We start from the raw sequence: 25969 nt of genomic DNA, 5'->3' as shown, positions 1-25969 counted from the left end.
GCCAGTCTAGGTATCCCCTGGTGGCACGCGGCACGGCGCCCTCCGGGCCGCAAGGAAAGGGTTCTGAGCACGATCCCGGCCTGGAGGGCGCCGTGGTCTCGGGACGCGGCGCGGCGGCCGTCTACGCCGTGCCGGCCTTGTCGAAGCGGGCCTTGTCGAAGCGGGCCTTGACGTCCGTCCAGTTCACCAGCGACCAGAGCTTCTCGACGTAGTCCGGCCGCACGTTGCGGTACTGCAGGTAGTACGCGTGCTCCCAGGCGTCGAACACCAGCAGCGGCGTGGTGTTCATGCCCACGTTCCCGTGGTGGTCATAGACCTGCTCGACCACGAGCCGCTCGCCGAGCGGCTCCCACGCGAGCACGCCCCACCCGGACCCCTGGACGGTGGACGTCGCGGCCGTCAGCTGCTTGCGGAACGCGTCGAACGTCCCGAAGTGCTCGTCGATCGCGGCTGCCAGCTCGCCGTCCGGGCGGTCCCCGCCGTCCGGCGACAGGTTGTCCCAGAAGATCGAGTGCAGGACGTGCCCGGACAGGTTGAACGCGAACGTCTTCTCCAGCCCCACGAGCCCGCCGAACTGCTCCTTGTCGCGCGCCTCGGCGAGCCTCTCCAGCGTGTCGTTGGCGCCCTTGACGTAGGCGGCGTGGTGCTTGGAGTGGTGCAGCTCCAGGATCTCCCCGGTGATCGCCGGCTCCAGCGCGGCGTAGTCGTACGGCAGGTCGGGCAGCGTGTAGTCGGCCATGCCGCCACTATTGCAAATGATTCGCACTTACGTCCAGTACGCAACAAGCGTGCCGCCCGATGTCCGAGGCCCCCGGCAGAATCGGCGCGACGGCTCGTCCTGCCACTCCGACGGAGGCCCCATGCCGCACCCGAGGCTGCCCGCGCCCGCGCCCGGCGAGGTGCTGCTCGTCTGCACCTCCTACGAGGACGGCAAGGCCCGCTGGGGCGGCGCCCTCACCGCCCTGGGCGGACGGCGCGAGGGCGACACGGTCACGCTGAACGGCGGCGTCCGGCTCCGCCTCGCCGAGCACCCCGGCTGGGACTACCTGCACGGCGGGGACTTCCCCGCGCTGGCCGCGGCGGACGGCCCGGCGCCGCAGGTGATCGTGCACGCCGACATCCCCGTCGTGTTCGGCGGCGACGATCCGCTGGTGGTCGACATGCGCGACGTCCCCGGACGCGGTGTCCGGGTCGCCGCGAACGACCTCGGCCGCGTCCTGGCGGACCTGGCGTCCGGCGCCCTTCGCTTCGACGAGCTCGTCCAGGGGATGGACCGGTACGGCAGGTACCGGGGCGACGGCGGCGCCCCGGAGACCCCCACCTCGACCGGCGTCGTCCGCACCTCGTTCCCGCGGCTGCCCGCCGGCGGCGGGACGATCCTCGTCCGCACCGATTTCCGCGATGACGCGGGCTGGCGCGCGCTGCTCGGCGCCCTCCCCGATCCGGAGCTGGACGGGGAGCCCGAGGACGGCGAGTACGGCGACCACGTCGACCTGGACCCCGTGGTCGTCGACGACCCCGCCTACGCGGACCTGCAGCCGGGCCAGGTCCCGGCTCTCGTGCCGCCCGGCCGGAGCCCGGACGGCCACACCACGATGGTGGCGCTCGCGGACGCGGAGGCCCTCGCGGATCCGGCCCGCCCGCTGCTCGTCGTCGACCTCTACGACACCCCCGGCCAGGTGGCCCGCGTCCCGCTCGACGAGGTCGGGAGCATGGCCGCCAATCTGGAGATCGCGAACATGGACTTCGCCGACTTCGTCTAGCGCCCGCTCAGAGTTCGCGGGCGTCCCCCGGCGCGAGGAGCGCCATCTCCAGGCCGGTCAGGTTGTTCAGCATTCCGGCGACCGAGTTCTGGCCCAGCTCGCTGAGCATCAGCTCGTGGATCTGGAGCAGCCTGCTGGGCCGGACGTTCCGGACGAAGTCGACGGCCTCGCCGAGCTTGGTCCACGGCCCGCTGGTGGGCAGCAGCAGCGTGTCGACCGGGACGTCCGGGACGTGGTAGGCGTCGCCCGGGTGGTACAGCCGGCCGTCGATCAGGTAGCCGGTGTTGGCCACGATCGGGATGTCGGGGTGGATCACCGCGTGCCGCTCGCCGTGGACGGTGACGGCGAAGTCGCCGATGGAGAGCGCGTCGCCGGACGCGACGGCCCGCACCCGGCCGCCGTGGTCGCCCAGCTTGTCCCGTACGGACGCGGGGCCGTAGACGTGCAGGTCGGGACGCTTGTCGAGGGCGGCGCCGAGGAGCGCGTCGTCGAAGTGGTCGAAGTGCTCGTGGGTGATCAGGACGGCGTCCGCGGCGGCGACCGCGGCCTCCGCGTCCGGGGTGAACGTCCCCGGGTCGAGGACGATCGTCGTGCCCTCCTTCTCGAGGACGACGCAGGCGTGGGCGTGCTTGGTGAGCTGCATCGGGCGGTCTTCCTTCCTGTCCGTTCCGCGATATCTACAGCTCAAACTGTACACCTTTGCTGTATATACTGGCGGGACGCCGCACCCCGGAGGCCGCCATGACGGACCACGACCAGCTCGCCGAGCGGCTGCGCACGTCCATCGGCGGGCTCGTCCGCACCGCCCGGTCCCAGGCCGACGCGCTCGCGCCGCCGGTCGCGCAGACGCTCGGGCTGCTCGACCGCGAGGGCGAGGCGAGCATCGCCTCGCTCGCGCAGCGGCGCCGCGTCCGGCACCAGAGCCAGAGCCGCACGGTGAAGGACCTCGAAAGCCTCGGCTACGCCGTCCGCCGTCCCGACCCCCGCGACGGCCGGGGCCGCGTCATCGCGATCACCCCCGAGGGCCGCGCCGCCCTCGACCGCGACCGCCGCGCCCGCCGCGACTGGCTCGCCGCCGCCATCGCCACCGCCCTCACCCCGGACGAGCAGGACCGCCTCGCCGAGCTCCCCGCCCTCCTCGACCGCCTGACCGCGTCCGCCGGCCCGCACTGACCCGGCACGGGGTCAGTCGCGCATTCCCCCGGGAACGGTCGCCGGGTCGTGGAGCAGGTCCAGGACGCGCCGCAGGTCGGGGCGCCTGGCGGTGCCCGCCCGGCTGACGGTGAAGATGGTCCGGGACACGGGCTGGACCAGCGGGTGGAGGCTGAGGGCCGCGGTGGTCTCCGGCAACGCCATGCGAGGGATCAGGGCGGCGCCCGCTCCCGCCGCGACCAGGGCGGCCAGCACGGAGAAGTCGCTGCCGCGGGCGCGGATGTCCGGGACGAAGCCCGCGATGCCGCAGGCGCGCTGGATCATCTCGTGGCAGGAGGTCTCCGGCCCGGGCGTCAGCCACGGCACATCCGACAGCCGGGAGAGATCCGCGGGCTGCCCGGGGGCCAGGCGCAGCGCCTCGGCCTGCCGGGGATGCAGGGCGAGCAGCACCGGCTCCTCCATCAGGACGGCCTGCTCGCATGCGGCGGGGAAGTCGCGCGGCAGCACGGTGTAGCTGTGCACCACGGCGAGGTCGGTGGAGCGCTTGCGCAGCTGGTCGAGGGCTTCGTCGGGTTCCACGACGGACAGCCGCAGCGAGGGGGCCGGCGAGGCGTCCGTCTCGGCCAGGCGCCGCCACAGGGGCGCGACGAGGGCGCGGGCGGCGGAGGGGAACGCGGCGATCCGCACGATGCCGCGCCGTCCGGTCTGCAGGGCGGCCAGGCCGGACTCGGCCGCCGCGAGCTCCGCCAGGATGATCTCGGCATGGGCCACCAGTAGCTCTCCGGCGGCGGTCAGCCGCAGCGTGCGGCCGACCTTCTCCACCACCGGCGTGCCCGCCTCCTTCTGCAGGGCGGCGAGGTGCTGGGAAACGGCCGGCGGCGTCAGATGCAGGGCCTCGGCGGTGGCCGCGACGGTGCCGTAGGCGGCCAGGTGCTGGAGGATCCGCAGACGGCGTACGTCGAGCACGGACGGGCTCCTTACTCGGATCGCTCGAATCGGGGCGGCGGTTCCCAGTGTGTCCCGACGGCCTCCGGCACGTCGCGATCCGGCACGTCGCCGTCCGGGGCGTCGCCGGGATCCGGAGCCGCCCTGTGCCGGTGGATGAGGATCACCCCGGCCGCGCTGACCGCGCCGCCCATCAGCTCGACGGGGTGGGGCACCTCGCCGAGCCAGACGAACGAGACGATCAGCGCCACCGGCGGCACCAGGTACAGGGCCGCCGTGGAGGCCGCGAGCGGCAGGCGGGCGACGGCGTAGGCCCAGATGACGAAGCCGAGCGCGGACGGCAGCAGCCCCAGGTAGACCGCGGAGGCCAGCGCGTCCGCCGGTGCGCGGAACGTCGCGGACCACGCCGCGGGGACCAGGGGCAGCGCGAAGACGGTTCCCGCGACCATCGCGTAGGTGGCGACCTCCAGGCCGGTGTAGCGGCGGAGCAGGGGCTTGGTCGCGAAGTGGTAGGTCCCCTGGACGACGGCGGCAGCGAGGACGATGAGGGCCGAGACGGTGAATCCGCCGGTGCCCTCGGCCAGGCCGACCATGGCCGCGCCGGCGAGCGCGACGGTGCTCCCGGCGATGACGGTGCGCGTCGGCCGCTCCCCGAGGAGCAGGCTTCCCAGCAGGACGCTGAAGACGGGGGCGGTCGCGATCAGCAGGCTCGCGGTCCCGGCCTCCACCCGGACCTCGCCCCAGTTGAGCAGGACCTGGTAGGCGGTGACGCCGGTGGCCCCGCACAAGGCGATCATCGGCAGGTCGCGGCGCCGGGGCGGGCGCACCTTGGCCAGCGGCGCCGCCAGGGCGAGCGCCGTCGCCGCGATCGCGATCCGCAGGAACGACAGCGCCGCCACGCCGAGGCCGTCGATGCCGACCCGGATGGCGGGGAAGGCCGAGGCCCAGAGCACGACGGTGCCCGCCAGGGCGAGAAGGTGAGCGGAACCGGAGCGGGAGGCCATCCCGCCACCGTCCCGGACCGCACGGAGAAGATCCATTTACTTTTTGCTGCGAAAAGCTTCAGTGACACTTATTCGATGTGCCCCGGCGCTCAGGAGCGGGCCAGGGCGGCGAGCTCGTCCAGGGCGGCTCGGGCGGGGCCGTCCTCGGGGGCGGTGAGCGTGACGAACTGGTGGTCGGCGGTGCCGGGGAGGACCATGCCGATGTAGTCGAGGGCCAGCCGGCCGACCACCGGATGCCGGTACTCCTTGCGGCCCATGCCCGGGCCCTTGACGTCCTGCCGGTCCCACCAGGTGCCGAAGTGCGGCGTCCGTGACAGCTCGCGGATCAGGGCCCGCGTCGCGGGGTCGTCCGGGTCGCGGCCGGTGGCGGTGCGCAGTTGCGCGATGCCGTGCCGGGCCACCTCCTCCCACTCCACGTAGAACGTGCGGGCGCGCGGGTCGCAGAGCGCGTACCGGAGCATGTTGCGGCGGGACGCGGGCTGCTCCGCCAGGTGCGGCATGAGCGCGGCGGCCGTCGCGTTCCAGGCCAGCACGTCGAGACGGGGGTTGATCACGTAGGCGGGGACCGGGGCGATCTCGTCCAGGAGGCGCCGCACGGTGGGGTGCACCGGGGCGTCCGCCACGGGAGCGTCCGCGGCGGCGGAGGGCGGGGACGGCAGCGACAGCGCCAGCCGGTAGAGGTGGTCGCGCTCGTCGTCGTTGAGGACGAGCGCCCGGGCGAGACCGTCCAGGACGGACGGCGAGGGGCGGATGCCGCGGCCCTGCTCCAGCCGCATGTAGTAGTCGGGGCTGATCCCGGCGAGCAGCGCCACCTCCGCGCGGCGCAGGCCGGGGGCGCGCCGCCGCCCGCCGTCGGGCAGGCCCACGGACGAGGGGCTGATGCGGTCGCGCCGGGAACGCAGGAAGTCCGCCATCTCGCGTGTCGCCATGGGCCCAGTGTGCCTCCGGAAGGTGGCCCTCTGAGTCCTAGCCATCGGCGGGCACTGGTCGCCCGGGGGCGCGCGCGGCAGGGTGAAAGCACATCCATGACAGACGAGAGGTGACTGACCAGTGCGCTATCGCACCCTTGGAACGGGCGGCCCGCAGGTGTCGGTGGTGGGGTTCGGCGCGATGAACGTGGCGCCCGTCTACGGCGGCGTCGAGGAGCGCGACGCCACGGAGACGCTCCTGGCCGCGCTGGACTCCGGCGTCACGTTCGTCGACACCGCCGACATCTACGGCGCCGGGTACAGCGAGACCCTGATCGGCCGCACGCTGGAGAAGCGGCGGGACGAGTACGTCCTCGCCACCAAGTTCGGCGGGAACCAGGACGCGAACGGCATCCTCGTCCCCGGCATGGGGCGGCCCGAGTACGTCCGGCGGGCCCTGGACGCCAGCCTGTCGCGGCTCCGGACCGACCACGTGGACCTGTACTACCTGCACCGCCTCGACCCCACGACCCCGATCGAGGAGACGGCCGGGGCGCTCGGCGAGCTCGTCCAGGCGGGGAAGATCGGCGGGTACGGGCTGTCGGAGGTGTCGGAGCGGACGCTGCGGCGCGCGCACGCCGTCCACCCCGTGACGGCGCTGCAGACCGAGTACTCGCCGCTCCAGCGGGCGCCGGAGAAGGAGCTGATCCCGGCGTGCGCGGAGCTGGGCGTCGCGTTCGTCGCCTACAGCCCGCTCGGGCGGGGCCTCCTCGGCGGCCAGGTCCGCGGCTTCGACGACCTGGAGGCGGGCGACTGGCGGCGCGGGAACCCGCGCTTCCAGGCAGGCAACGTGGAGCGCAACGTCTCGCTCGCGGACCGGGTGGCCGCGCTCGCCGCCGAGCAGGGCGTCACGGCGGCGCAGCTCGTGCTGGCCTGGCTGGTGGACCGCGGCGCGCTGCCGATCCCGGGGACCCGCAAGGCCGCGAACGCCCTCGCCAACGCCGCCGCCGGGGACCTGGCGCTGGACGCGCCGGTCTTCGCGCGGCTGGAGGAGATCGTCCCCCCGGACGCGGCGGCGGGCGCCCAGGGCAACGAGTCCTACCTCGCCAACCTCGACACCTGAGCCGGCCCCCACGCCGGAGCCACCGGACGGCCCGTCCCGGGATCGGGGCGGGCCGTCCGCGCGGTCAGCGGCGGGGACCGCCGCGCAGGCGGGAGAGGAGGCTGCGGGCCTTCTCCTGGTTGCGCGGGTCGTTGATGAACCGCTCCGCCTTCGCGCGGGCCTTCTGCGCCTGCGGGCTGCGGGCGAGCTGCTCCGCCTTGGCCCGCGCCTTCTGGCCCTGCGGGCCGTGCGCGAACTGCTCCGCCTTGGCCTTCGCCTTCTGCGCCTGCGGGCTCTGCGCGAGCCGCTCCGCCTTCGCCCGGGCCTTCTGCCCCTGCGGTCCCCGGACGAAATTCATGATCCGGTCGATGAGAGAAGCCACGTTCTTCCTCCTCGGCCTAGCTTCTCCCAGTTCAACGAGCACCCCGGCCGGAAAGTTCGGGGCCGGGGCCCGGGGCCGTCAGAACGCCTCGTCGAAGGCGACGCTGCCCTCCACGCCGATCTGGTACGCCGACACGCGGCGCTCGAAGAAGTTCGACAGCTCCTGGACGTCCTGCAGCTCCATGAACGCGAACGGGTTCGCCGTCCCGTAGCGGACCGGCAGGCCGAGGCGGGCGAGCCGCTGGTCGGCGACGTACTCCAGGTAGGCGCGCATGTCGCCGGCGCCCATCCCGGGCAGGCCGTCGCCGCACAGGTCGCGCGCGAACGCCAGTTCCGCCTCGACGGCCTCCTCCAGCATCGTGGTGACCTGCGCGGTCAGCTCCGCGTCGAACAGCTCCGGCTCCTCCGCCCGGACGGTGTCGACGACCGAGAACGCGAACTCCATGTGCATGGACTCGTCCCGGAAGACCCAGTTCGTCCCGGACGCGAGGCCGTTCAGCAGGCCGCGGGACCGCAGCCAGTACACGTAGGCGAACGCGCCGTAGAAGAACAGGCCCTCGATGCACGCGGCGAAGCAGATCAGGTTGAGCAGGAACGCGCGCCGGTCCGCGGCGGTGCGCAGCTCGTCCAGCGCGCCGAGCGAGTCGATCCAGCGGAAGCAGAACTCCGCCTTCGCCCGGATGGACGGGATGTGCTCGATCGCCGCGAACGCCCGGGCCCGCTCGTCCTGGTCGGGCAGGTAGGTGTCGAGGAGGGTCAGATAGAACTGGACGTGCACGGCCTCCTCGAACAGCTGCCGCGACAGGTACAGCCGGGCCTCCGGCGCGTTGACGTGCTTGTAGAGGTTGAGGACGAGGTTGTTCGCCACGATCGAGTCGCCGGTGGCGAAGAACGCGACGAGCCGGTTCACCAGGTGCAGCTCCGCCGGCGTGAGCCGGGTGAGGTCGGCGAGGTCGGAGGCGAGGTCCACCTCCTCGACCGTCCAGGTGTTGCGGATCGCGGCGCGGTAGCGCTCGTAGAAGTCGGGGTAGCGCATGGGCCGCAGGGTCAGGTCCATGCCGGGGTCGAGCAGCGGCATTACTGGCACGCCTCGCAGGTCTCGGGGTTCTCCAGGGAGCAGACCGCCGCGGCGACGGTCGTCTGCGCGATCCGCGTGGCGGGCCGGGAACGCAGGTAGTAGGTGGTCTTGAGGCCGCTGCGCCACGCGTAGGCGTACATCGAGGACAGCTTCCCGATCGTCGGCGTCTCCATGAACAGGTTCAGGGAGTGCGACTGGTCGATGTACGGGGTGCGGGCGGCGGCGAGGTCGATCAAGGCCTTCTGCGGCAGCTCCCAGGCCGTCCGGTAGAGGTCCCGCATCTCCTCGGGCAGGTCGACGAGGCCCTGGATCGAGCCGTTCGCCCGCTTGATCGCCTCGCGGACGGCGTCGTTCCACAGCCCGAGCGACTTCAAGTCCTCGACGAGGTACCCGTTGATCTGCAGGAACTCGCCGGACAGCGTCTCGCGCTTGAACAGGTTGGACACCTGCGGCTCGATGCACTCGTAGCAGCCCGCGATGGACGCGATCGTGGCGGTCGGCGCGATCGCGATCAGCAGCGAGTTGCGCAGCCCGACGTCGGCGATCCGGGCGCGGAGCGCGTCCCATTCGGCGGGACGGGCCGGCGCGGCGTCCGGGAAGTGGTCGAGGTGCAGCTGCCCGCGCGCGGTGCGGGTCTCGGCGTAGGCCGGGAGCCGGCCGTGCGCCTCGGCCAGGTCGGCGGACGCGGCGTAGGCGGCGAGCGCGATCTCCTCGGCGATCCGGGTGGACAGCTCGCGGGCCTCGGCGGAGTCGAACGGGAGCCGGAGCGTGAAGAACACGTCGGCGAGGCCCATGACGCCGAGGCCGACGGGACGCCATTTCCGGTTGGCCGTTTCCGCCTCGGGCGTCGGGTAGAAGCCGCGGTCGATGGTGCGGTCCAGGAAACGGACGGCGGTGCGGACGGTCGCGCGGAGCCGGTCCCAGTCGATCCCGGACGGCGACACGTGCGCGGCCAGGTTCACCGACCCGAGGTTGCACACCGCCGCCTCGTTGTCGCCCGTGACCTCCAGGATCTCGGTGCACAGGTTCGACAGGTGGACGGTCCGGCCCGGCTCGGCGGTCTGGTTGCAGGCCCGGTTCGCGGCGTCCTTGAAGGTCATCCAGCCGTTGCCGGTCTCCGCGAGCGTCCGCATCATCCGCCCGTACAGCTTCCGCGCCGGGACCTGCCGGACGTACCAGCCCTCCTTCTCGGCCGCCCGGTACGCGGCGTCGAAGGCGTCGCCCCACAGGTCCGTCAGCTCCGGGACCTCCTTCGGGTCGAACAGCGACCACGTCCCGTCCGCCTCGACGCGGCGCATGAACTCGTCCGGGATCCAGTTCGCCAGGTTCAGGTTGTGGGTGCGGCGCGCCTCCTCGCCGGTGTTGTCGCGCAGTTCGAGGAACTCCTCGACGTCGGCGTGCCACGGCTCCAGGTACACGCACGCCGCGCCCTTGCGGCGGCCGCCCTGGTTGACGGCGGCGACGGAGGCGTCCAGCGTGCGCAGCCACGGGACGATCCCGTTCGAGTGCCCGTTCGTCCCCCGGATCAGCGACCCGCGCGACCGGACCCGCGTCCAGGAGATCCCGATCCCGCCCGCGTACTTGCTGAGCCGCGCGACCTGCCCGTACCGCTCGTAGATCGCCTCCAGCTCGTCGCGCGGCGAGTCCAGCAGGAAGCACGACGACAGCTGCGGGCGCCGCGCCGCGGAGTTGAACAGCGTCGGCGAGCTGGGCAGGTACGACAGCGTGCTGAGCAGCCCGTACAGCTCGGCGGCCTCGTCGACGGTGTCGGACAGGCCCACGGCCACTCGCAGGAAGAAGTGCTGCGGCCGCTCCAGGACGAGCCGGGTACGCGGATGCCGCAGCAGGTACCGGTCGTAGAGGGTGCGGAGCCCGAAGTACCCGAACCGGTCGTCCGCCTCCTCGACCGCGCCTCCCGAGGGGGGGCGACCCCCCGCGCCCCCCGGACCCGCGTCGATGAGGCCGTCCAGCGCGGCGGCGTTCGCGGCGACGAACGCGGCGGGGCCGTCGGCGAGGAGGCCCTCGGCGTGCGCGGCGGCGACGGACTCCGCGAAGCCCCGGACGCCGGCCTCGGCGGTCTCGTCGCGGATCCGGGCGGCCAGCAGCCGCGCGGCGACCCGGGAGTACCCCGGTTCCGCCGCGACCAGCGCGGCGGCCTCCCCGATCGCCAGGTCCCGCAGGGCGGCGGCGCTCGCGCCGTCCCCGGCCCGGACCGCGCCGAGCACCCGTTCCGGCGCGGTCCCCTCGACGCCGGCGCAGGCCGCGGCGACCTCGGCCGCGATCCCCCCGGCGGCCGGCGCTTCCGCAGGCATGGTGACTGTCACGTTCTCTCCCCTCGTGAGACGGCCTCGCGAGGGCATGCGAACGGGCGCGACGGCAGGCTGCCGCGCACCGTCCCCCGGCTCACCCGCGAAGCCTCGGACGTACGGCGTGCATGGCAGGTCTTCGGACTCGCGGGCGCCCGCGCCTCCTGCCGGAGGCACGACCTACTGGCCGTCGCTTCCCGATCCGGACGATCCGGTTCAGTGCCTGTGACGGCGGTCGTTCCCGCTCACCGCTGCGGGGCAGTCCCGGACTTGCACCGGGTTCCCTCTTACGACGCCCCCGCCGCGAGCGGCGGGGGCGAACCAGCACGGGATTGAACCCTACATCTTGTTGATCCTCATTGCGCAACCCCAACATGTAGGGCGCGTCGGGATCGGATCGCGGGGGTCGGATGCGCGGCCGCGGAGCGGGGTGGGACGATGTCCCCGTCATGTCCCCGCGTCCCAAGCAGCCGGCCTTCCGCACCGCGCGCGCGGTCGTCTTCGCGACCGTGTGCGTCGCGCTCGCGACCGCCGGCCACGACCTGGCGTCGCACGAGCCGGTGCCGGGCTGGGCGGTGCTCGCCGGGTTCGGCGCGGCCCTCGCCGTCGCCGTCGCCCTCGCCGGCCACGAGCGCTCCCTCCCGACGATCATGGGCGGGCTGCTCGGCGGCCAGTTCGCGCTGCACACGCTGTTCACGAGCGCGACCGAGGGCATGCGCGACTGCGACACCGCCGCGCACGCGGGGCACGCCGCCGCGACGCCCGCGATGCACGGCTCCGGCACGTCCATGACCGTCGCGCACGTCGCCGCCGCCGTGGTCGCGGCCTGGTGGCTGCGGCGCGGCGAGCGGGCCGCGTGGTCCCTCGCGCGGCGCCTCGCGTCCGCCGCCGACCGCCCGATCCGGCTGCTGCTCGCGCTGCTGCTGATCGAACCGGCGGAGCGCCCGGTGCGTACCCCGGTGGTGCCGGTGGCGGCCGGCGCGATCGCCACGGGACGCGCGCTCCGGCACCAGGTCGTCCGGCGGGGACCCCCTCCGCGTTCGAGGGCGCTCGCCCACCTCTGAGCGAGCGCCGTACGTCACCGGCCGCCGGACCCCCGGCGCCCGGCCCTTCCCGTACGACTCGAACGGAGTTCCGTCTTGCCTTCCCGCACGCATGCCCGCCGGCTCGGCACGCTCGCCGTCCTCGCCGGCGCCGGCGTGGTCGCGTTCGCGACCGCCGCGTCCGCGCACGTCACCGTCAACCCGAAGACCGCCGAGCAGGGCTCCTACGCCAAGGTCTCGTTCCGGGTGCCGAACGAGGAGGACAACGCCGCCACGACCAAGCTCGTGGTGAACCTCCCCACCGACCACCCGCTCGCTTCGGTGTCGGTGCGGCCCGTCCCCGGCTGGACCGCGAAGGTCGTGGAGTCCACGCTGCCGAAGCCGGTCAAGACCGAGGGCGGCGAGCTGACCAAGGCCGTCACGCAGATCACCTGGTCCGGCGGCAGGATCGAGCCCGGCCAGTTCCAGGAGTTCGACGTCTCGCTCGGCCCGCTGCCGACCGACACCGACACGTTGACGTTCAAGGCCGACCAGACCTACTCCGACGGCCAGGTCGTCAAGTGGGAGCAGGACCCGGGCGACGGCGCCAACGAGCCCGAGCACCCGGCGCCCACGCTCAAGCTGACGCCCAAGGGCGCCTCCGACACCGCCGCCGCCGGGCTCACCGCCCAGTCCAAGCCCGCCGCCAAGACGGAGGCGGGTTCCGACGACGGCACCGCCCGCGTGCTCGGCGGCGTCGGCATCGGCGTCGGCGTGATCGGCATCGCGGTCGGCGGCTACGGCCTGTCCCGGGCGCGGAGCCGGGCGTGAGCCGGGCCGTCCGGCGCACCGCCGCCGGCGCCGCCGCGGCCTTCGCCGCGCTGGCGCTGACCGCCCCGCCCGCCTCCGCCCACACGTCGCTGACCGGCGCGAACCCCGCCGCGAACGCGACGGTCGCGCCGCCGACCCAGATCGTCCTGACGTACGCCGACCCGGTGCAGCTGCCGCAGGTCGTGCTGACGGACGCGGGCGGCGGGCGGCACGAGGCGGGCAAGGCCCAGGCGGTGGACAACAAGGTCACCGAGGCGGTGAAGGGCACGCTGCCGAACGGTGTGTACACGGTCGGCTGGCGCGTCGTGTCGCCGGACGGCCACCCGATCAGCGGCACCTACACGTTCACCGTCACCGGATCCACCGGCGCCGCCGGCACCGCTGGCACCGCGCCCGGGGCGACCGCGCCCGCCGCGAAGGCCGCCGGGAAGGGCTCCGGCGGCTCGTCCGGCTGGCTGTGGATCGGCCTGGCCGCCGCCGTCGTGGTGGTCGCGGGCGGCGGGTTCGCCTGGTACCGCCGGACCTCGGGAGAATCCCCGGAGAAATGATCAACGGTCTTCCGGTCGGGTGATTACAGCGTTACATTGATTACCCGACCGGAAGATCATCCCTGGGGGCCCAGTGATCGTCGAGTACATCCGCTACCGGATCGACCGGGCGAGGGCGGAGGAGTTCGAAGCCGCCTACGCCCGCGCCGCCGTCCCGCTCGCCGCCGCCCCGCAGTGCGTCGACTACGAGCTGACCCGCTGCGTCGACGAGCCCGAGTGCTACATCCTGCGGATCCGCTGGACGTCCGCCGAGGACCACTCCCAGGGCTTCCGCTCCGGCGAGCACTTCCCCGCCTTCTTCGCCGAGATCAAGCCGTACGTCCAGCAGATCGAGGAGATGCGGCACTACGAGGCGACGCCCGTCCACGGCAGGGGCTCGTCCGTCCCCACCATGTACGACTGGGCCGGCGGCGCCGACGCCCTCCAGCGCCTCACCGAGGTCTTCTACACCGCCGTCCTCAAGGACGACCTCCTCCGCCCCCTCTTCGAGCACATGGCCCCGGACCACCCGAAATGGGTCGCGATCTGGCTGGGCGAGGTGTTCCGCGGCCCCGAGCGCTACAGCCGCGAGCGCGGCGGCTACCACCACATGGTCCGGCAGCACCTCGGCAAGGCGATCACCGAGGCGCAGCGCCGCCGCTGGGTGAGCCTGCTCATGGACGCGGCGGACGAGGCCGGGCTGCCCGCCGACCCCGAGTTCCGCGCCGCGTTCGCGTCCTACATCGAATGGGGCACCCGCATCGCGCTGGCGAACTCCCAGCCGGGCGCGACCCCGCCCCTCGAAGCGCCCATGCCCCACTGGAGCTGGGGCGAAGCCCCGCCCTACACCCCCGCCAAGTAGCGGCTGCGCCGCCGCTACCGCGCGGCCAGATCGACCACCGCCTCGCGGGCCTCGGCGAGTGACCGTGCCGCCATTTCCCTGAATCGCGCCAGATGCGGGACGAGGTCGGCGAGGGTCATTTCGGCGTTGACGAAGGAAACGGCGTCCTCGGCGACGCCGAGATTGCCGAAATAGGCCCGCAGATAGGGCTCCTGGAAGTCGAAGTCCTCGCGCGGCGTACCGGGACCGTACGCGCCGCCGCGCGCCGTCACGACGACGACCCGCTTGCCGTGCAGCAGGCTCCGGCCCGTGTCCGGGTCGGTGTACGCGCCGGGAAAGGTGATCCGGTCGATCCACGCCTTGAGCGACGCGGGGATCGAGAAGTTGTACATCGGAGCGCCGATCAGCACCGTTCCGGCGTCCAGGAACTGCTCGATCAGCGGCAGGGTCAGCGACCATTCGCGTTCCTCGGCGGCGCCCTCGACGAGCGCGTCGACCTTCGCGGGCGGGACGTAGCCGTTCTTCTCGACGCGGCGTCCGAGCTCGCAGTAGGCCGCCGAGATCGGCGGCACCGGATCGGCGACGAGATCGCGGTACCGGTAGCCGGACGTCCCGTGCCGTTCCCGCCACGCGTCCGCGAACCGCGCGGACAGGCGCCGGGTGATGGAGTCGCCGGAGTGGCTGGAGTCCAGGTGCAGCAGCGAGGTGACCTGGTCGTGGGCCGATAGCATGGTGGAGCGCGTCTCCTTCGCTCTCGTGTCGTCCTTGTTCCCACAGCTATGACGACCCGCGCCGACGAAAGGGGACCGGTGACTCCACCCACGACGAAAGTCGCGGGCTTCCTGCATCGACGGCTAGGCCGCCGGGCAGCGGGCCAGCCCGGCCCGATGAAGAACGTTCAAGGCGCCGACGTGGTCGGCGTTCGCGGTGAACCCGCATGCGACGCACTCGAACCTTGCTTGGGTGAGGCGGTTCTCCCTGGCGACGTGCCCGCAGCCTCCGGCGGAGGGCGGGCAGGTACGGGAGGTATCGCGGGCGTCCACCGGGATCACCTGGCGACCGGCGCTCTCAGCCTTGTCCGCCAGAATTCCCAGGAACAGCCCCCAACCCGCGTCCAGAATGCTCTTGTTCAGACCCGCTTTGCCCGCAGCGCCGTTGGGCAGGAACGCGCCCGCCTGCTCGACGTCGGGTCTGGAGGCGGGCGCCCTGGTCATACCCGCGATGTTGAGTTGTTCGCAGGCGATCACGTCATGCTCGCGCACGAGTTTCAGGGCGGTCTTGTGGTGGCGATCCAGTCGCTGCCGCCGGATCTTGGCGTTCAACTTGGCGACCTTGCGGGCCGCCGCCCGATGCCTTTTGGTCCGCTGCCGCGTGCGCTGGGGAAAGGTGGCCAAGTGCCGCTGCGCCGCCGCCAGTTCCTCGGCCATCGACGCCAGGAGGCGCGGGTTCTCGACGAACTCCCCCTCGGATGTGGTGAGCAGATGGGCCACGCCCAGGTCGATGCCGACGGCCGACCCAGTGGGCGCGAGCGGCTCTGCGGGCACATCGCCACAAACGACGATCACGAACCAGCGGCGCCCTTCCCGCTTCACGCTGATCGTCTTCACACGTCCCCGAACGGGCCGGTGCTGATGCACCCGGATATGCCCGACACCTTGCAGCCGGACACGCGTGCGGGCGTCGTGCGGGATGGAGTCCCAACGGCACCCGTCGCCGTCCCTGGGGAACTCCACCGTGTCGAAGTGCCCAGTGCCCTTGAAACGCGGGTGACCAGGCATCTGCCCGCCCTTGACCCGGCGAAAGAACGCCTCGAACGCCCTGTTCAATCGGCGCAGCGTGGCCTGCTGGGAGGAGAACGACCAGCGCCCCTGACGGACGGGATCGAACGCCCGGATCTCTTTCAACTGAGCCGACTGATGCTCGTATCGGATCTTCGTCTTGGACGTGTGCCGGTAGGCGTCCCGACGCTCCTGCAACGCTGCGTTGTACAGAGAGCAATGATCGGCCAGCATCTCCCGCAGCGCTTGTTCCTGAGGGGACGTGGGTCTGAGAAGGAACTTATAGGCACGCCTCACGACCGCCTCCTCCCCAATCCTCCACTGGTCCGTGCTTTGTCTCGATGCGCAGCGGCATCTGATCACGAGGACGTGGTCATCATAGGAACAATAAGTACGCACTCGCCTACGGAACGTGTGAGTTCGGTAGGGCTGCAGGGCGAACCGAGTTCGGCTGGCCCCAGCCGAAGTGCTCTTCCACACACCTGAAAGCACGAATTCCCCTGTTGGAGGGACCGATGGACGAGCAGGTGCTGGCCGAGCGGTTCGACGAGTGCCGCGGCCACCTGCGGGCGGTCGCGTACCGGATGCTCGGCTCGCTGGACGAGGCCGACGACGCCGTCCAGGAGACGTGGCTGCGGGCGTCCCGGGCGGGCGCCGGGGACGTCGCGAACCTGCCCGGCTGGCTGACCACGATCGCCGGGCGGATCTGCCTCGACATGCTGCGGTCGCGGCGGCGCCGCGGCGAGGACCCCGGCGGCCTCCACGGCCTGGACGGGCCGGAGCGCGCCGGCGGCGACCCCGAGGAGGAGGCGGTCCTCGCCGACTCGGTGGGGCTGGCGATGCTCGTCGTCCTGGACCGCCTCGGCCCCGCCGAGCGCGTCGCGTTCGTGCTGCACGACCTGTTCGCCGTGCCGTTCGCGGAGATCGCCGGGATCGTCGAGCGGACCCCGGAGACCACGAAGAAGCTGGCCAGCCGGGCCCGGCAGCGCGTCCAGGGGTCGCCGTCGGTGCCCGCCGCCGACCTCGCGCGGCAGCGGGAGGCCGTGTCGGCGTTCCTCGCCGCGTCCCGCTCCGGCGACATGGACGCGCTGCTCGCGGTGCTCGCGCCGGACGCGTTCCGGCGCGCCGAGGGGGCGGCGGAGGTCCGCGGCGCCCGCCGCATCGCCGGGGAGACCCTCGCCAACCCCGTCCGTGCCCGGAACGCCCGTCTCGCCCTGGTGGACGGCGCGGTCGGCGTCGTCGTCGCGCCCCGCGGCCGCCTCGCGGCCGTCCTCCAGGTCGCCGTGGAGGACGACCGGATCGCCGGCTTCACCGTGATCAGCGACCCGGCCCGCCTACACCGCCTCCGCCTCGCCCTCCTGCACTGACTTGCGGACGAGGAGGTGGCCCTGGCGGTGGCGCTCGCCTTCGCCGGGCTCGCGGCGGAGCCGCGCGACCTCGGTGAAGCCGGCCTGGGTCGTCAGGCCGGCGAGGGCGTCGATGGGCCAGCGGGTCGCCGGCGCCACCTTGTGGTCGAACGGGACGGGCTCGGCGGTGTCGGACGCGAAGAAGCCGAGCAGCAGGTGCCCGCCGGGCGCCAGCATCCGGTGGAACGCGGCGAGCAGGCCGGGCACGTCCTCCACCGGCGCGTGGATGATCGAGTACCAGGCGAGGACGCCGCCGAGCTCGCCGTCGCGGACGTCCACCTCGGTCATCGGGACGTGGTCGAACCGGACGCCCGGGTGCGCCGCGCGGGCGATCCGGATCATCTCCGCGGACACGTCGGCGCCGAACGCGTCGCAGCCGAGCGAGCGCAGGTGGGCGGTGAGGTGCCCGGGGCCGCAGCCGAGGTCGGCGACCGGCCCGGCGTCCCGGACGAGCCGCCCGAACGCGTTGATCATCCCGAGGTCGAACGGCATGTCGAGGAACGCGGTGGCGAACAGGTCGGCGTACAGGTCCGCGACGGAGTCGTAGCCGGCGCGGGTGGTGTCGAGGTGGGAGGCGATCATGCTCCCCGACCCTACGGCGATCACCGACAAGGGCAACCGGGTACGACTACCCCCGTTCGGGGGTGGCGTAGGTCACTCTGGATGTCCGACCATGCCCCTGACCACGCCTTTCGGGCGGCGGCGCCCCGAGGAGACCGGGGGCCGGCCGAGGGGCGGGAGTGCCAGGTGTCCGTGCGGCTACGAGGAGAGACCATGCCCGCAGTCGAGTTCCGTGCGGCGCGCGACTTCCTGCTCGCGCATCGCGACGACTACGCGACCGCGTACGAGAAGTTCCGCTGGCCGGTTCTGACCGGGTTCAACTGGGCGCTCGACTGGTTCGACAAGATCGCCGAGGGGAACGACGCGCCCGCGCTGTGGATCGTCGAGGAGGACGGCGCGGAGGAGCGGTACTCGTTCGCGCAGCTCGCGCGGCGGTCGAACCAGGTCGCGAACATGCTGCGCGCGGCGGGGGTGCGGCGCGGCGACCGGATCGTGCTGATGCTCGGGAACCAGGTCGAGCTGTGGGAGACGGTCCTCGCGGCGATGAAGCTCGGCGCGGTGCTGATCCCGTGCACGCCGCTGCTCGGCCCGGCGGACCTCCAGGACCGGCTGACGCGGGGACGGGCGCGCCATGTGGTGGCGGGCTCGTCCGACGCCGGGAAGTTCGCCGGGCTGGACGGCGAGTTCACCCGGATCGCGGTCGGCGAGCCGGTCGACGGGTGGCTGCGGTACGCCGACGCCTACGACGGCAGCGACGTGTTCTCCCAGTACGGGATGACGATGTCGTCGGACACGCTGCTGCTGTACTTCACGTCCGGGACGACGGCGCAGCCGAAGCTGGTCGAGCACACGCACGCGTCGTACCCGGCGGGGCACCTGTCGACGATGTACTGGCTCGGGCTGCGGCCCGGGGACGTCCACCTGAACATCTCGTCGCCGGGGTGGGCGAAGCACGCGTGGAGCAACATCTTCGCGCCGTGGAACGCCGAGGCGTGCGTGTTCATCTTCAACTACACGCGGTTCGACGCCGACCGGCTGCTGGACGCGATGGAGCGGTGCGGCGTGACGAGCTTCTGCGCGCCGCCGACGGTGTGGCGGATGCTGATCCAGTCCGACCTCGGCCGGCTGCCGACGCCGCCGCGCGAGGTGGTCGCGGCGGGCGAGCCGCTGAACCCCGAGGTCATCCAGCGGGTGAAGGACGCGTGGGGCCGGACGATCCGGGACGGGTTCGGGCAGACCGAGACGACCGTCCAGATCGCGAACACGCCCGGCCAGGAGGTCAAGCCGGGCTCGATGGGACGTCCCGTGCCGGGCTACACGGTGGCGCTGATCGACCCGGTGTCCGGGGAGCGGGGCGAGGAGGGCGAGATCTGCCTCGACCTGGAGGACCGTCCGCTCGGGCTGATGACGGGCTACCACGGGGACGAGGCGCGCACCGAGGAGGCGATGGCGGGCGGTTTCTACCACACCGGCGACATCGGCTCCCGGGACGCGGACGGCTACATCACCTATGTCGGGCGCGCGGACGACGTGTTCAAGGCGTCCGACTACAAGATCTCCCCGTTCGAGCTGGAGAGCGTGCTGATCGAGCATCCGGCGGTGGCGGAGGCGGCGGTGGTGCCGTCGCCGGACCCGGTGCGGCTCGCGGTGCCGAAGGCGTACGTGACGCTCGCGGCGGGCTGGGAGCCGACCGCGGAGACCGCGAGGGCGATCTTCGAGCACAGCCGGGCGCAGCTGTCCCCGTACAAGCGGCTGCGGCTGCTGGAGTTCGGCGAGCTGCCGAAGACGATCTCCGGGAAGATCCGCCGGGTGGAGCTGCGGACGGCGGAGATCGGCAAGCATCCGGGCGCGGACGACCGGCCGCCCGGGGAGTTCCGTGAGGAGGACCTGCGATGACGCTCTCCTACGCGTCGGGCGTCTCGGCGACGCCGCTGCTCGGCGACACGATCGGCGCCAACCTGGACGCGACGGTCGCCGCGTTCGCCGACCGCGAGGCCGTGGTGGACATGGCGTCCGGGCGGCGCTGGACCTACGACCAGTTCGCCGCCGACGTCGACGCGGTCGCGCTCGGGCTGCGGGACCTCGGCGTGACGAAGGGCGACCGGGTCGGGATCTGGGCGCCGAACTGCGCGGAGTGGATGCTGGTCCAGTACGCGACGGCGAAGCTCGGCGCGATCCTGGTCAACATCAACCCGGCGTACCGGGTGCACGAGCTGGAGTTCGTGCTGAACCAGGCGGGGATCCGCACGCTCGTCGCGGCGCCGTCGTTCAAGACGTCCGACTACGCGGCGATGATCGAGGAGGTGCGGCCGCGCTGTGCCGCGCTGGCCGACGTGGTCCTCATCGGCACGGACGCGTGGGACGCGCTGGTGGCGACGGGGCGGGCCGGCGACCGGCACCTGCTGCACGGCATCGGCGAGGGCCTCGGCGCGGACGACCCGATCAACATCCAGTACACGTCGGGGACGACCGGGTTCCCGAAGGGCGCGACGCTGTCGCACCACAACATCCTGAACAACGGGTTCTTCGTCGGGGAGCTGTGCGGCTACGACGAGGAGGACCGGATCTGCGTGCCGGTGCCCTTCTACCACTGCTTCGGCATGGTGATGGGGAACCTCGCGGCGACCAGCCACGGCGCGTGCATCGTCATCCCGGCGCCCGCGTTCGACCCGAAGGCGACCCTGGACGCGGTGGCGGCGGAGCGCTGCACGTCGCTGTACGGGGTGCCGACGATGTTCATCGCGGTGCTGAACGAGCCGTCCGCCGACGCCCTCGACCTGTCGAGCCTGCGCACCGGGATCATGGCGGGGTCGCCGTGTCCGGTGGAGGTGATGAAGCAGGTCATCGACCGGCTCGGGATGGCGGAGGTCGCGATCTGCTACGGCATGACGGAGACGTCGCCGGTGTCGACGCAGACCCGGGCGGGCGACTCCCTGGACCGCCGCGTGTCCACGGTCGGCACGGTGATGCCGCACCTGGAGGTCAAGGTGGTGGACCCGGAGACGGGCGTCACCGTCCCGCGCGGCACTCCCGGCGAGTTCTGCACGCGCGGCTACTCGGTGATGCTCGGGTACTGGGAGGAGCCGGAGAAGACGGCCGAGGCGATCGACCCGGCCCGCTGGATGCACACCGGCGACCTCGCGGTGATGGACGACGAGGGCTACGTCAACATCACCGGCCGGATCAAGGACATGGTGATCCGCGGCGGCGAGAACGTGTACCCGCGCGAGATCGAGGAGTTCCTCTACACCCATCCCGACATCGTGGACGCCCAGGTCATCGGGGTCCCGGACGAGAAGTACGGCGAGGAGCTGATGGCGTGGGTGCGGCTGCGCGAGGGCGCGCCGGAGCTCACCGCCGAGGCGCTGCGCGAGTTCTGCCACGGCAAACTGGCGCACTTCAAGATCCCGCGCTACGTGCACGTGGTGGACGAGTTCCCGATGACGGTCACCGGGAAGATCCGCAAGGTGCAGATGCGGGCCGAGGCCGTGGACATCCTCGGGCTCGGCGACGTGGCCGCCCGGAAGCACGCGTGAGGTCCGGCCGGCGCGTTTTTCCGGGCGCGTGACCTTCCGTGATCGGTCCCGCGCGGGCATGCTGGGCGGCATGGGCGACGACGCCGGGGCGGTCCGGTCGGCGGTGCTGACGCTGCACCGCACGACCGGCCTGCCCATGGTGTTCGGCGGCGCCCTCAGCGGCCGGGACCGGCTGCGCATCACCGAGCTGGTCGGCAACACCACCGACTCGCTGAACGGCCTCGTCGTCCGGCACGGCAACGGGCTCGGCGGCAAGTCGATGGCGACGGGCCGGCCGGTGTGGGTGAGCAACTACCCGTGCGCGGCGTCCATCAGCCACGACTACGACAAGCCGGTCGGCCGCGAGGGGCTGCTGTCGATCGTGGCGGTGCCGGTGGTGGTGCGGCGGCGCGTCCGCGGCGTGCTGTACGGGGCGCTGCGCGAGCCGCTGTCGCTCGCCGACCGGATCGTCGGCGCGGCGGTGCAGGCGGCCCGCGACCTGGAGCAGGACCTCGCCGTCCGGGACCGTGCCGACGAGGCGCTGGCGTGGCGCCCGCCGGAGCCGCCGGACGCGGCGGCGCGGTGGGAGGAGGTCCGGGCGGTGCACGCCGAGCTGCGGGCGCTCGCCGAGCAGGTGGCGGACGGCCCGACCCGCGACCGGCTGCGCGCGATGACGCTGCGGCTCGCCGCCGCCGGGCTGGCCCCCGGCGCCGGACCTGACCCGGACGCCGCGAGCCCGGCGGTGCCGCCGCGGCCGGTGCTGTCGCCGCGCGAGCTGGACGTGCTGTCGTACGTCGCGATCGGCTGCACGAACGCGGAGGCCGCCGACCGCCTCGGGCTGCTGCCGGAGACGGTGAAGAGCTACCTGCGGTCGGCGATGCGCAAGCTCGACGCTCACACCCGGCTGGAGGCGGTGACGTCGGCGCGCCGCGCCGGGCTGCTGCCCTGACCCGGGGCCTGCTCGCGGCGCGCGGCGGCCCATCCGGCGAACCCGGCGGCGCACGCGGCGAGCGCGGTGCCCGCGAACACGGTCATCACGACGGTGAAGGCGTGCTGCGGCGTGCCGCCGAGCCCGAGGTACAGGGTGCCGAAGACGGCGACGCCCGCGACGGCCGACAGCTGCGAGTTGGTGTTGACGACGCCGCTGAGGTCGGGGGCGAACCGGGCCGGGACGCCGGCGGTGGCGCGCCCGAGCTGGGACGCGAAGCCGAGGCCGAGGCCGAGCCCGCCGAAGCCGAGCAGCACGACGAGGAGCGCCCCGTCCGCCCTGGTCAGCCCGATGGTGAGGTACGCGGCGGCGAGGATCAGGTAGCCGGCGACCGGGGCGTGGGCGGCGACGCGGGCCGGGAGGCGCGGCAGCAGCGGCCCGGCGACGCCGAACGCGGCGACCCACGACACGAGCACCAGGCCGGAGAACATCGCGCTCTTCCCGAGGCCCTGCTGCAGGTAGAGCGCGAGGGTGAACAGCATCGCGAAGTAGGTGGACGTCGCGAGCGCGATCGACGCGAGCGACCAGGCGACGACGGGCCGGGCGAGCACGCGCAGGTCGATCAGCGGCGTCCCGCCGCGCGCCGCGACGCGCCGCTGCCGCCGGACGAACAGCGCCAGCGCGGGGGCGCTCGCGGCGAGGCAGATCCACGTCCAGGCGGGCCAGCCGGCCTCGCGCCCGAAGATCAGCGGGACGGTCGCCAGCAGCGCGCTCCCCGACAGCAGCGCGACGCCGCCGAGGTCGAGCCGGCCGGAGCCGTTCCCGGCGTCCCGGGGCAGGAGGCGGGCGCCCGCCGCGAGCAGCGCGATCCCCGCCGGCACGTTCACCAGGAAGACGGGTCGCCAGCCGAGCCCGAACAGGTCGGCGGACACCACGACACCGCCGAGGACCTGTCCCGCGACCGCGCCGCCGGACAGCGTCAGCACCAGCATGCCCTGCGCGCGCGCCCGCGCCTTACCGGTGAAGTGGATCTGGATGCCGGACAGCACCTGCGGCACCATCAGCGCGCCCGCCGCGCCTTGGACGAGCCGCGCCGCCGCCAGCGCCCCGGTGGCCGGTGCGAGGCCGCAGGCCAGCGACGAGGCGGTGAAGGCGGCGAGGCCGAGCAGGAACATCCGCCGGTGCCCGCGCGCCTGGCCGAGCCGCGCGCCGGTGACCAGCAGCACCGCGTAGGTCAGCGTGTAGCCGGACACGACCAGCTCCAGCGCGCCGCCGGACGGGTGCAGGTCGTCCTGGATGGACGGGCCCGCCACGTTCACGATCGCGGTGTCGACGTTCACCAGGAACTGGCCGAGGAACAGCACCGCGAGCATCCCGCGCGGATGCCGGACGCCGTCGTCTGTGGGAGTCATGGCGGGACAACCCCGCGCGCGCACAACCCGTTGCGGGACGGGCGGGGCCGGCGGCCGGCAGAGCCGGCAGGGCAGGCGGGGCGGGCGATCGGCCCGGCGACGGGGTCAGCCTTGGTGGTGCGACGGCACGCGCCGTCCAGTGCAGATCGGCCCCCGTGGCGCACTGCCTGGACGTAGCGACATCACCGCGCACCGGCTGCGCCGGGCCCTGATCGCTCGGCCGTCCCGCCGTACGCGCCGGCGGAGACGTCCGGCCCCCCTTGTGCAAGGGAAAACCGTAACATCCCCGCGAACACGATTGTTCGTGAACAACCCGATCTACTGGGCGGAGACGCCGCGACCGGCTAGCGTTTGCGCCGTGAGCGGTGGCGGTGCGGGCGCGCGGCGCGACGGTGCGGGTGCGGGGTCCGGCGGTGCGGGTGCGGGGTCCGGCGGTGCGGGGGGCGGGTCGCTGCCGCGCGGGCGGCACCATCTGAGCCGCGAGCAGGTCAGGGCGTCCCAGCGGCTCCGGCTGCTGGAGGGCATGACGGCGGCGGTCGGCGAGCGCGGCTACGCCCGCACGACGGTCGCGGACGTGCTGAAACGTGCGCGCGTGTCGCGCGAGACGTTCTACGAGCATTTCGCCGACAAGCAGGAGTGCTTCATGTCGGCGTACGAGCACGCGGCAGACCGCATCCTCGGCGTCGTGAACGAGGCGCTGAGCGCGCGCGACGAGCCGGTGATGGGCCGCCTAGAGCGCGCGCTGCGCGCCTACCTGCGGGAACTGGCGGCGGACGCGGCGGCGGCCCGCACGTTCCTGCTGGAGATCTACGCGGCGGGCCCGGCCGCCGCCGCGCTGCGGTACCGGGTGCAGCACCGCTTCACCGAGGTCGTGGACGGGCTGCTGGCGGAGGACGAGCGGTTCCGCGCGCTGCCCGACCCGGAGTTCGCCTGCCGGATGCTCATCGGCGGCATCGCGTCGCTGGTCACCGGCCGCGTCGCGCTGGGCGAGCACGCGACCCTCCCGGCCCTCTGCACCCCGATCCTCGGGCACGTCCGCTCCCTCCTCGACCACTAACGCTCGGTCGGAGGATGGTCGGGGAGGAGGACGGTCGGGAGGAGGGCGGTCAGAAGTAGGTGCGGATGTAGTCGGTCACCACGGGGTGCTCGGCGGCGGCGTCGTCGACGACCGGGATGAGCGTCCACTTGTCGAACGCGGTGCAGGGGTGGGACAGGCCGAGGCGGACGATGTCGCCGGGCTCGACGGACGCGTCCCGCAGGAAGGCGTGCTGGTCGTTCAGCGCGGTGACGCGCGCGCCCTCGACCGGCCCGGCGCCCTTGCCGCGGACGAGCTGCGGCCGCGGCAGGCCCGAGTCGAACGGGACGTCGCGGCGCCCCACGTCCAGCAGCGCCAGAGCGGGCTCCGGCGCGGACACGACGCGGCCCCACGCGTGCATGGCCGGGTGCAGGTGCTCGCCGCCCGCTCCGGCGCCCCGGTCGAACGGCGTGATGTCCTGGTAGAAGCCGTCGTCGTGGACGAGGTACGCGCCGGACCGCAGCACCACCCGCGCGTCGAGCCCGCCGAGCACCTCGGCGACCTGGTCGAAGAAGGCGCTGCCGCCCGCCGTGACGACGGGGTCGTCCGTCTCGTAGGCGAGCCGCCCGTGCAGGTTCGCGAGCCGCCGCAGGTAGGCGTCGACGGCGTCGAGGCTCTCCGCGGACGCGTCGTGCGCGAGGGCGCCCTCGTAGCCGCCGATCCCGGCGAGCCGCAGCGGCGGCGCCGCGCGGATCGCGTCGGCGACGGCCCGTGCCTCGCCGTCGTCGCGGACGCCCGTCCGGCCGTTCGGGCCGCCGAGCTCGACGCACACGTCCACGCGCCGCTGCGCCCGCGCGAGGTGCAGCGCCTCGGCCATCAGCTCGACGGACCGCACCGAGTCGGCCCAGCAGACGAACGCGAACTCGGGGTCGCCGTCCAGCTCGCCGGCCAGCCAGGCGAGGCCGGCGGGGTCGAGCGGCGCGCCCGCGAGCAGCAGGCGGCGGACGCCGAACGCGCGCGCGACGCGCAGCTGCGGGAACGTCGCGAGCGTGATGCCCCACGCGCCCGCGTCGAGCTGCCGGCGCCAGAGCGCGGGCGCCATCGTCGTCTTACCGTGCGGTGCGAGTTCCATACCGGTGGCGCTCACCCAGTCCGCCATCAACCGGACGTTGTGGTCGAGCGCTCCGCCGTCGAGCGTGAGCAGCGGCGTGCCGAAGTCGTCCAGCGGCAGCCGGGCGTCCCGCGCCTGCGCCACCGTCATGCCCTGCGCGGACGCCGGGATCGCCTTGAACCGCCAGTCGAGCGGCTCCTCGTCCAGCGCGTCCACGGCCGTGGTGTCGATCCCGGTCACCGGCATGCCCTCCCCTGTCGCCTCCGCCCGCCATGATCCTTCCCCGCGCCGCGCGGCGCGACCCCCGGGCGGGCCGCCCGCGCGCGGCGGCTGCGGCGGTGCGGGGCCGCGGGTAGGGTGCGCTCGGGCTTCGGCGGCCGGGA

25 protein-coding genes and 1 riboswitch are annotated in these 25969 nt (G+C 73.3%); of the genes, 12 read left to right on the top strand and 13 right to left on the bottom strand.

Annotation, left to right across the window (positions count from 1 at the left end):
- Positions 1-121: 121 nt before the first annotated feature.
- On the bottom strand, positions 122-739 hold the full coding sequence (locus ABZ914_RS08825; RefSeq protein ID WP_500192457.1) for a superoxide dismutase: 618 nt from the start codon (positions 737-739) through the stop codon (positions 122-124).
- A 121-nt stretch (positions 740-860) separates the two neighbouring features.
- Between ABZ914_RS08825 and ABZ914_RS08820 the strand changes: the two genes are divergently transcribed.
- Positions 861-1763: a DUF6924 domain-containing protein gene (locus ABZ914_RS08820; RefSeq protein WP_500192456.1), complete on the top strand. Its 903-nt coding sequence runs from the start codon at positions 861-863 to the stop codon at positions 1761-1763.
- Positions 1764-1770: 7 nt separating this feature from the next.
- Here the strand turns inward: ABZ914_RS08820 and ABZ914_RS08815 are convergent, their stop codons facing one another.
- Positions 1771-2406, bottom strand: a complete 636-nt coding sequence (locus ABZ914_RS08815) for an MBL fold metallo-hydrolase (RefSeq protein ID WP_500192455.1) — start codon at positions 2404-2406, stop codon at positions 1771-1773.
- A 98-nt stretch (positions 2407-2504) separates the two neighbouring features.
- Here ABZ914_RS08815 and ABZ914_RS08810 point away from each other — a divergent pair, with 98 nt between their 5' ends.
- Positions 2505-2936 carry a MarR family winged helix-turn-helix transcriptional regulator gene (locus tag ABZ914_RS08810; RefSeq protein WP_500192454.1) on the top strand — a complete coding sequence of 144 codons (432 nt, stop codon included), beginning with the start codon at positions 2505-2507 and terminating at the stop codon, positions 2934-2936.
- A 12-nt stretch (positions 2937-2948) separates the two neighbouring features.
- Here the strand turns inward: ABZ914_RS08810 and ABZ914_RS08805 are convergent, their stop codons facing one another.
- From ABZ914_RS08805 to ABZ914_RS08795, 3 genes are read right to left on the bottom strand one after another with little or no spacing between them, the layout of a single operon-like run.
- Positions 2949-3881 (bottom strand): LysR family transcriptional regulator, encoded by a 933-nt coding sequence (locus ABZ914_RS08805; RefSeq protein ID WP_500192453.1) that lies wholly within the window; start codon positions 3879-3881, stop codon positions 2949-2951.
- 11 nt (positions 3882-3892) lie between these two features.
- Complete coding sequence (locus tag ABZ914_RS08800; RefSeq protein WP_500192452.1) at positions 3893-4900, bottom strand: DMT family transporter; 1008 nt, start codon at positions 4898-4900, stop codon at positions 3893-3895.
- A 53-nt stretch (positions 4901-4953) separates the two neighbouring features.
- Entirely contained in the window at positions 4954-5793 is an 840-nt protein-coding gene (locus ABZ914_RS08795; protein ID WP_500192451.1) for a helix-turn-helix transcriptional regulator, read from the bottom strand.
- 121 nt (positions 5794-5914) lie between these two features.
- On the opposite strand from ABZ914_RS08795, the gene ABZ914_RS08790 reads away from it, so the two are divergent.
- Positions 5915-6895, top strand: coding sequence for an aldo/keto reductase (locus tag ABZ914_RS08790; protein ID WP_500192450.1), 981 nt, complete (start codon positions 5915-5917; stop codon positions 6893-6895).
- Positions 6896-6959: 64 nt separating this feature from the next.
- Here ABZ914_RS08790 and ABZ914_RS08785 read toward each other — a convergent pair whose 3' ends face one another.
- From ABZ914_RS08785 to ABZ914_RS08775, 3 genes are all read right to left on the bottom strand, one after another.
- The gene (locus ABZ914_RS08785; RefSeq protein WP_500192449.1) at positions 6960-7256 is read right to left on the bottom strand and encodes a hypothetical protein; all 297 of its coding nucleotides are present in this window, start codon (positions 7254-7256) and stop codon (positions 6960-6962) included.
- A gap of 78 nt (positions 7257-7334) precedes the next feature.
- Positions 7335-8333: a ribonucleotide-diphosphate reductase subunit beta gene (locus ABZ914_RS08780; RefSeq protein ID WP_500192448.1), complete on the bottom strand. Its 999-nt coding sequence runs from the start codon at positions 8331-8333 to the stop codon at positions 7335-7337.
- Positions 8333-10657, bottom strand: a complete 2325-nt coding sequence (locus ABZ914_RS08775; protein WP_500192447.1) for a ribonucleoside-diphosphate reductase subunit alpha — start codon at positions 10655-10657, stop codon at positions 8333-8335. Before ABZ914_RS08775 ends, ABZ914_RS08780 begins: the two co-directional genes overlap by 1 nt.
- A 94-nt stretch (positions 10658-10751) precedes the next feature.
- Positions 10752-10980: riboswitch (cobalamin riboswitch) on the bottom strand.
- A 108-nt stretch (positions 10981-11088) separates the two neighbouring features.
- On the opposite strand from ABZ914_RS08775, the gene ABZ914_RS08770 reads away from it, so the two are divergent.
- The 4 genes from ABZ914_RS08770 (at position 11089) to ABZ914_RS08755 (ending at position 13881) form a co-directional block, all read left to right on the top strand.
- Entirely contained in the window at positions 11089-11703 is a 615-nt protein-coding gene (locus ABZ914_RS08770) for a hypothetical protein (protein WP_500192446.1), read from the top strand.
- Between the two features lie 75 nt (positions 11704-11778).
- Entirely contained in the window at positions 11779-12492 is a 714-nt protein-coding gene (locus tag ABZ914_RS08765; RefSeq protein ID WP_500192445.1) for a YcnI family copper-binding membrane protein, read from the top strand.
- Complete coding sequence (locus tag ABZ914_RS08760) at positions 12489-13040, top strand: copper resistance CopC family protein (protein WP_500192444.1); 552 nt, start codon at positions 12489-12491, stop codon at positions 13038-13040. Before ABZ914_RS08765 ends, ABZ914_RS08760 begins: the two co-directional genes overlap by 4 nt.
- Before the next feature lie 73 nt (positions 13041-13113).
- Positions 13114-13881: a group II truncated hemoglobin gene (locus tag ABZ914_RS08755; protein WP_500192443.1), complete on the top strand. Its 768-nt coding sequence runs from the start codon at positions 13114-13116 to the stop codon at positions 13879-13881.
- 14 nt (positions 13882-13895) lie between these two features.
- Here ABZ914_RS08755 and ABZ914_RS08750 read toward each other — a convergent pair whose 3' ends face one another.
- On the bottom strand, positions 13896-14591 hold the full coding sequence (locus ABZ914_RS08750) for an FMN-dependent NADH-azoreductase (protein WP_500192442.1): 696 nt from the start codon (positions 14589-14591) through the stop codon (positions 13896-13898).
- A 123-nt stretch (positions 14592-14714) separates the two neighbouring features.
- Positions 14715-15935 (bottom strand): RNA-guided endonuclease InsQ/TnpB family protein, encoded by a 1221-nt coding sequence (locus ABZ914_RS08745; RefSeq protein WP_500192441.1) that lies wholly within the window; start codon positions 15933-15935, stop codon positions 14715-14717.
- A 218-nt stretch (positions 15936-16153) separates the two neighbouring features.
- Here ABZ914_RS08745 and ABZ914_RS08740 point away from each other — a divergent pair, with 218 nt between their 5' ends.
- Positions 16154-17005: a sigma-70 family RNA polymerase sigma factor gene (locus ABZ914_RS08740; RefSeq protein ID WP_500192440.1), complete on the top strand. Its 852-nt coding sequence runs from the start codon at positions 16154-16156 to the stop codon at positions 17003-17005.
- On the opposite strand, the gene ABZ914_RS08735 is transcribed toward ABZ914_RS08740, so the two are convergent.
- Positions 16973-17626: a class I SAM-dependent methyltransferase gene (locus ABZ914_RS08735; RefSeq protein ID WP_500192439.1), complete on the bottom strand. Its 654-nt coding sequence runs from the start codon at positions 17624-17626 to the stop codon at positions 16973-16975. The two genes, ABZ914_RS08740 and ABZ914_RS08735, sit on opposite strands and share 33 nt — an antisense overlap.
- A 192-nt stretch (positions 17627-17818) precedes the next feature.
- Here ABZ914_RS08735 and ABZ914_RS08730 point away from each other — a divergent pair, with 192 nt between their 5' ends.
- The 3 genes from ABZ914_RS08730 to ABZ914_RS08720 are packed head-to-tail and all read left to right on the top strand — an operon-like array spanning position 17819 to position 22069.
- Positions 17819-19501 carry an AMP-binding protein gene (locus ABZ914_RS08730; RefSeq protein ID WP_500192438.1) on the top strand — a complete coding sequence of 561 codons (1683 nt, stop codon included), beginning with the start codon at positions 17819-17821 and terminating at the stop codon, positions 19499-19501.
- A complete protein-coding gene (locus tag ABZ914_RS08725; protein ID WP_500192437.1) occupies positions 19498-21141 on the top strand; it encodes an AMP-binding protein in 1644 nt (547 codons plus the stop codon). Before ABZ914_RS08730 ends, ABZ914_RS08725 begins: the two co-directional genes overlap by 4 nt.
- Before the next feature lie 28 nt (positions 21142-21169).
- On the top strand, positions 21170-22069 hold the full coding sequence (locus ABZ914_RS08720; protein WP_500192436.1) for a helix-turn-helix transcriptional regulator: 900 nt from the start codon (positions 21170-21172) through the stop codon (positions 22067-22069).
- On the opposite strand, the gene ABZ914_RS08715 is transcribed toward ABZ914_RS08720, so the two are convergent.
- Positions 22015-23460, bottom strand: a complete 1446-nt coding sequence (locus tag ABZ914_RS08715) for an MFS transporter (RefSeq protein WP_500192435.1) — start codon at positions 23458-23460, stop codon at positions 22015-22017. The two genes, ABZ914_RS08720 and ABZ914_RS08715, sit on opposite strands and share 55 nt — an antisense overlap.
- Positions 23461-23818: 358 nt before the next feature.
- On the opposite strand from ABZ914_RS08715, the gene ABZ914_RS08710 reads away from it, so the two are divergent.
- The gene (locus tag ABZ914_RS08710; protein WP_500192434.1) at positions 23819-24517 is read left to right on the top strand and encodes a TetR/AcrR family transcriptional regulator; all 699 of its coding nucleotides are present in this window, start codon (positions 23819-23821) and stop codon (positions 24515-24517) included.
- A gap of 49 nt (positions 24518-24566) precedes the next feature.
- Here ABZ914_RS08710 and ABZ914_RS08705 read toward each other — a convergent pair whose 3' ends face one another.
- Positions 24567-25832, bottom strand: a complete 1266-nt coding sequence (locus tag ABZ914_RS08705; protein ID WP_500192433.1) for an alanine racemase — start codon at positions 25830-25832, stop codon at positions 24567-24569.
- Positions 25833-25969: the final 137 nt, after the last annotated feature.

Origin of the sequence: Spirillospora sp. NPDC046719 (assembly GCF_040645715.1) — a bacterium.
Classification (GTDB): domain Bacteria; phylum Actinomycetota; class Actinomycetes; order Streptosporangiales; family Streptosporangiaceae; genus Spirillospora.
Note: the sequence above shows the minus strand (reverse complement) of the source record. Positions and strands in the feature narration are given on the sequence as shown.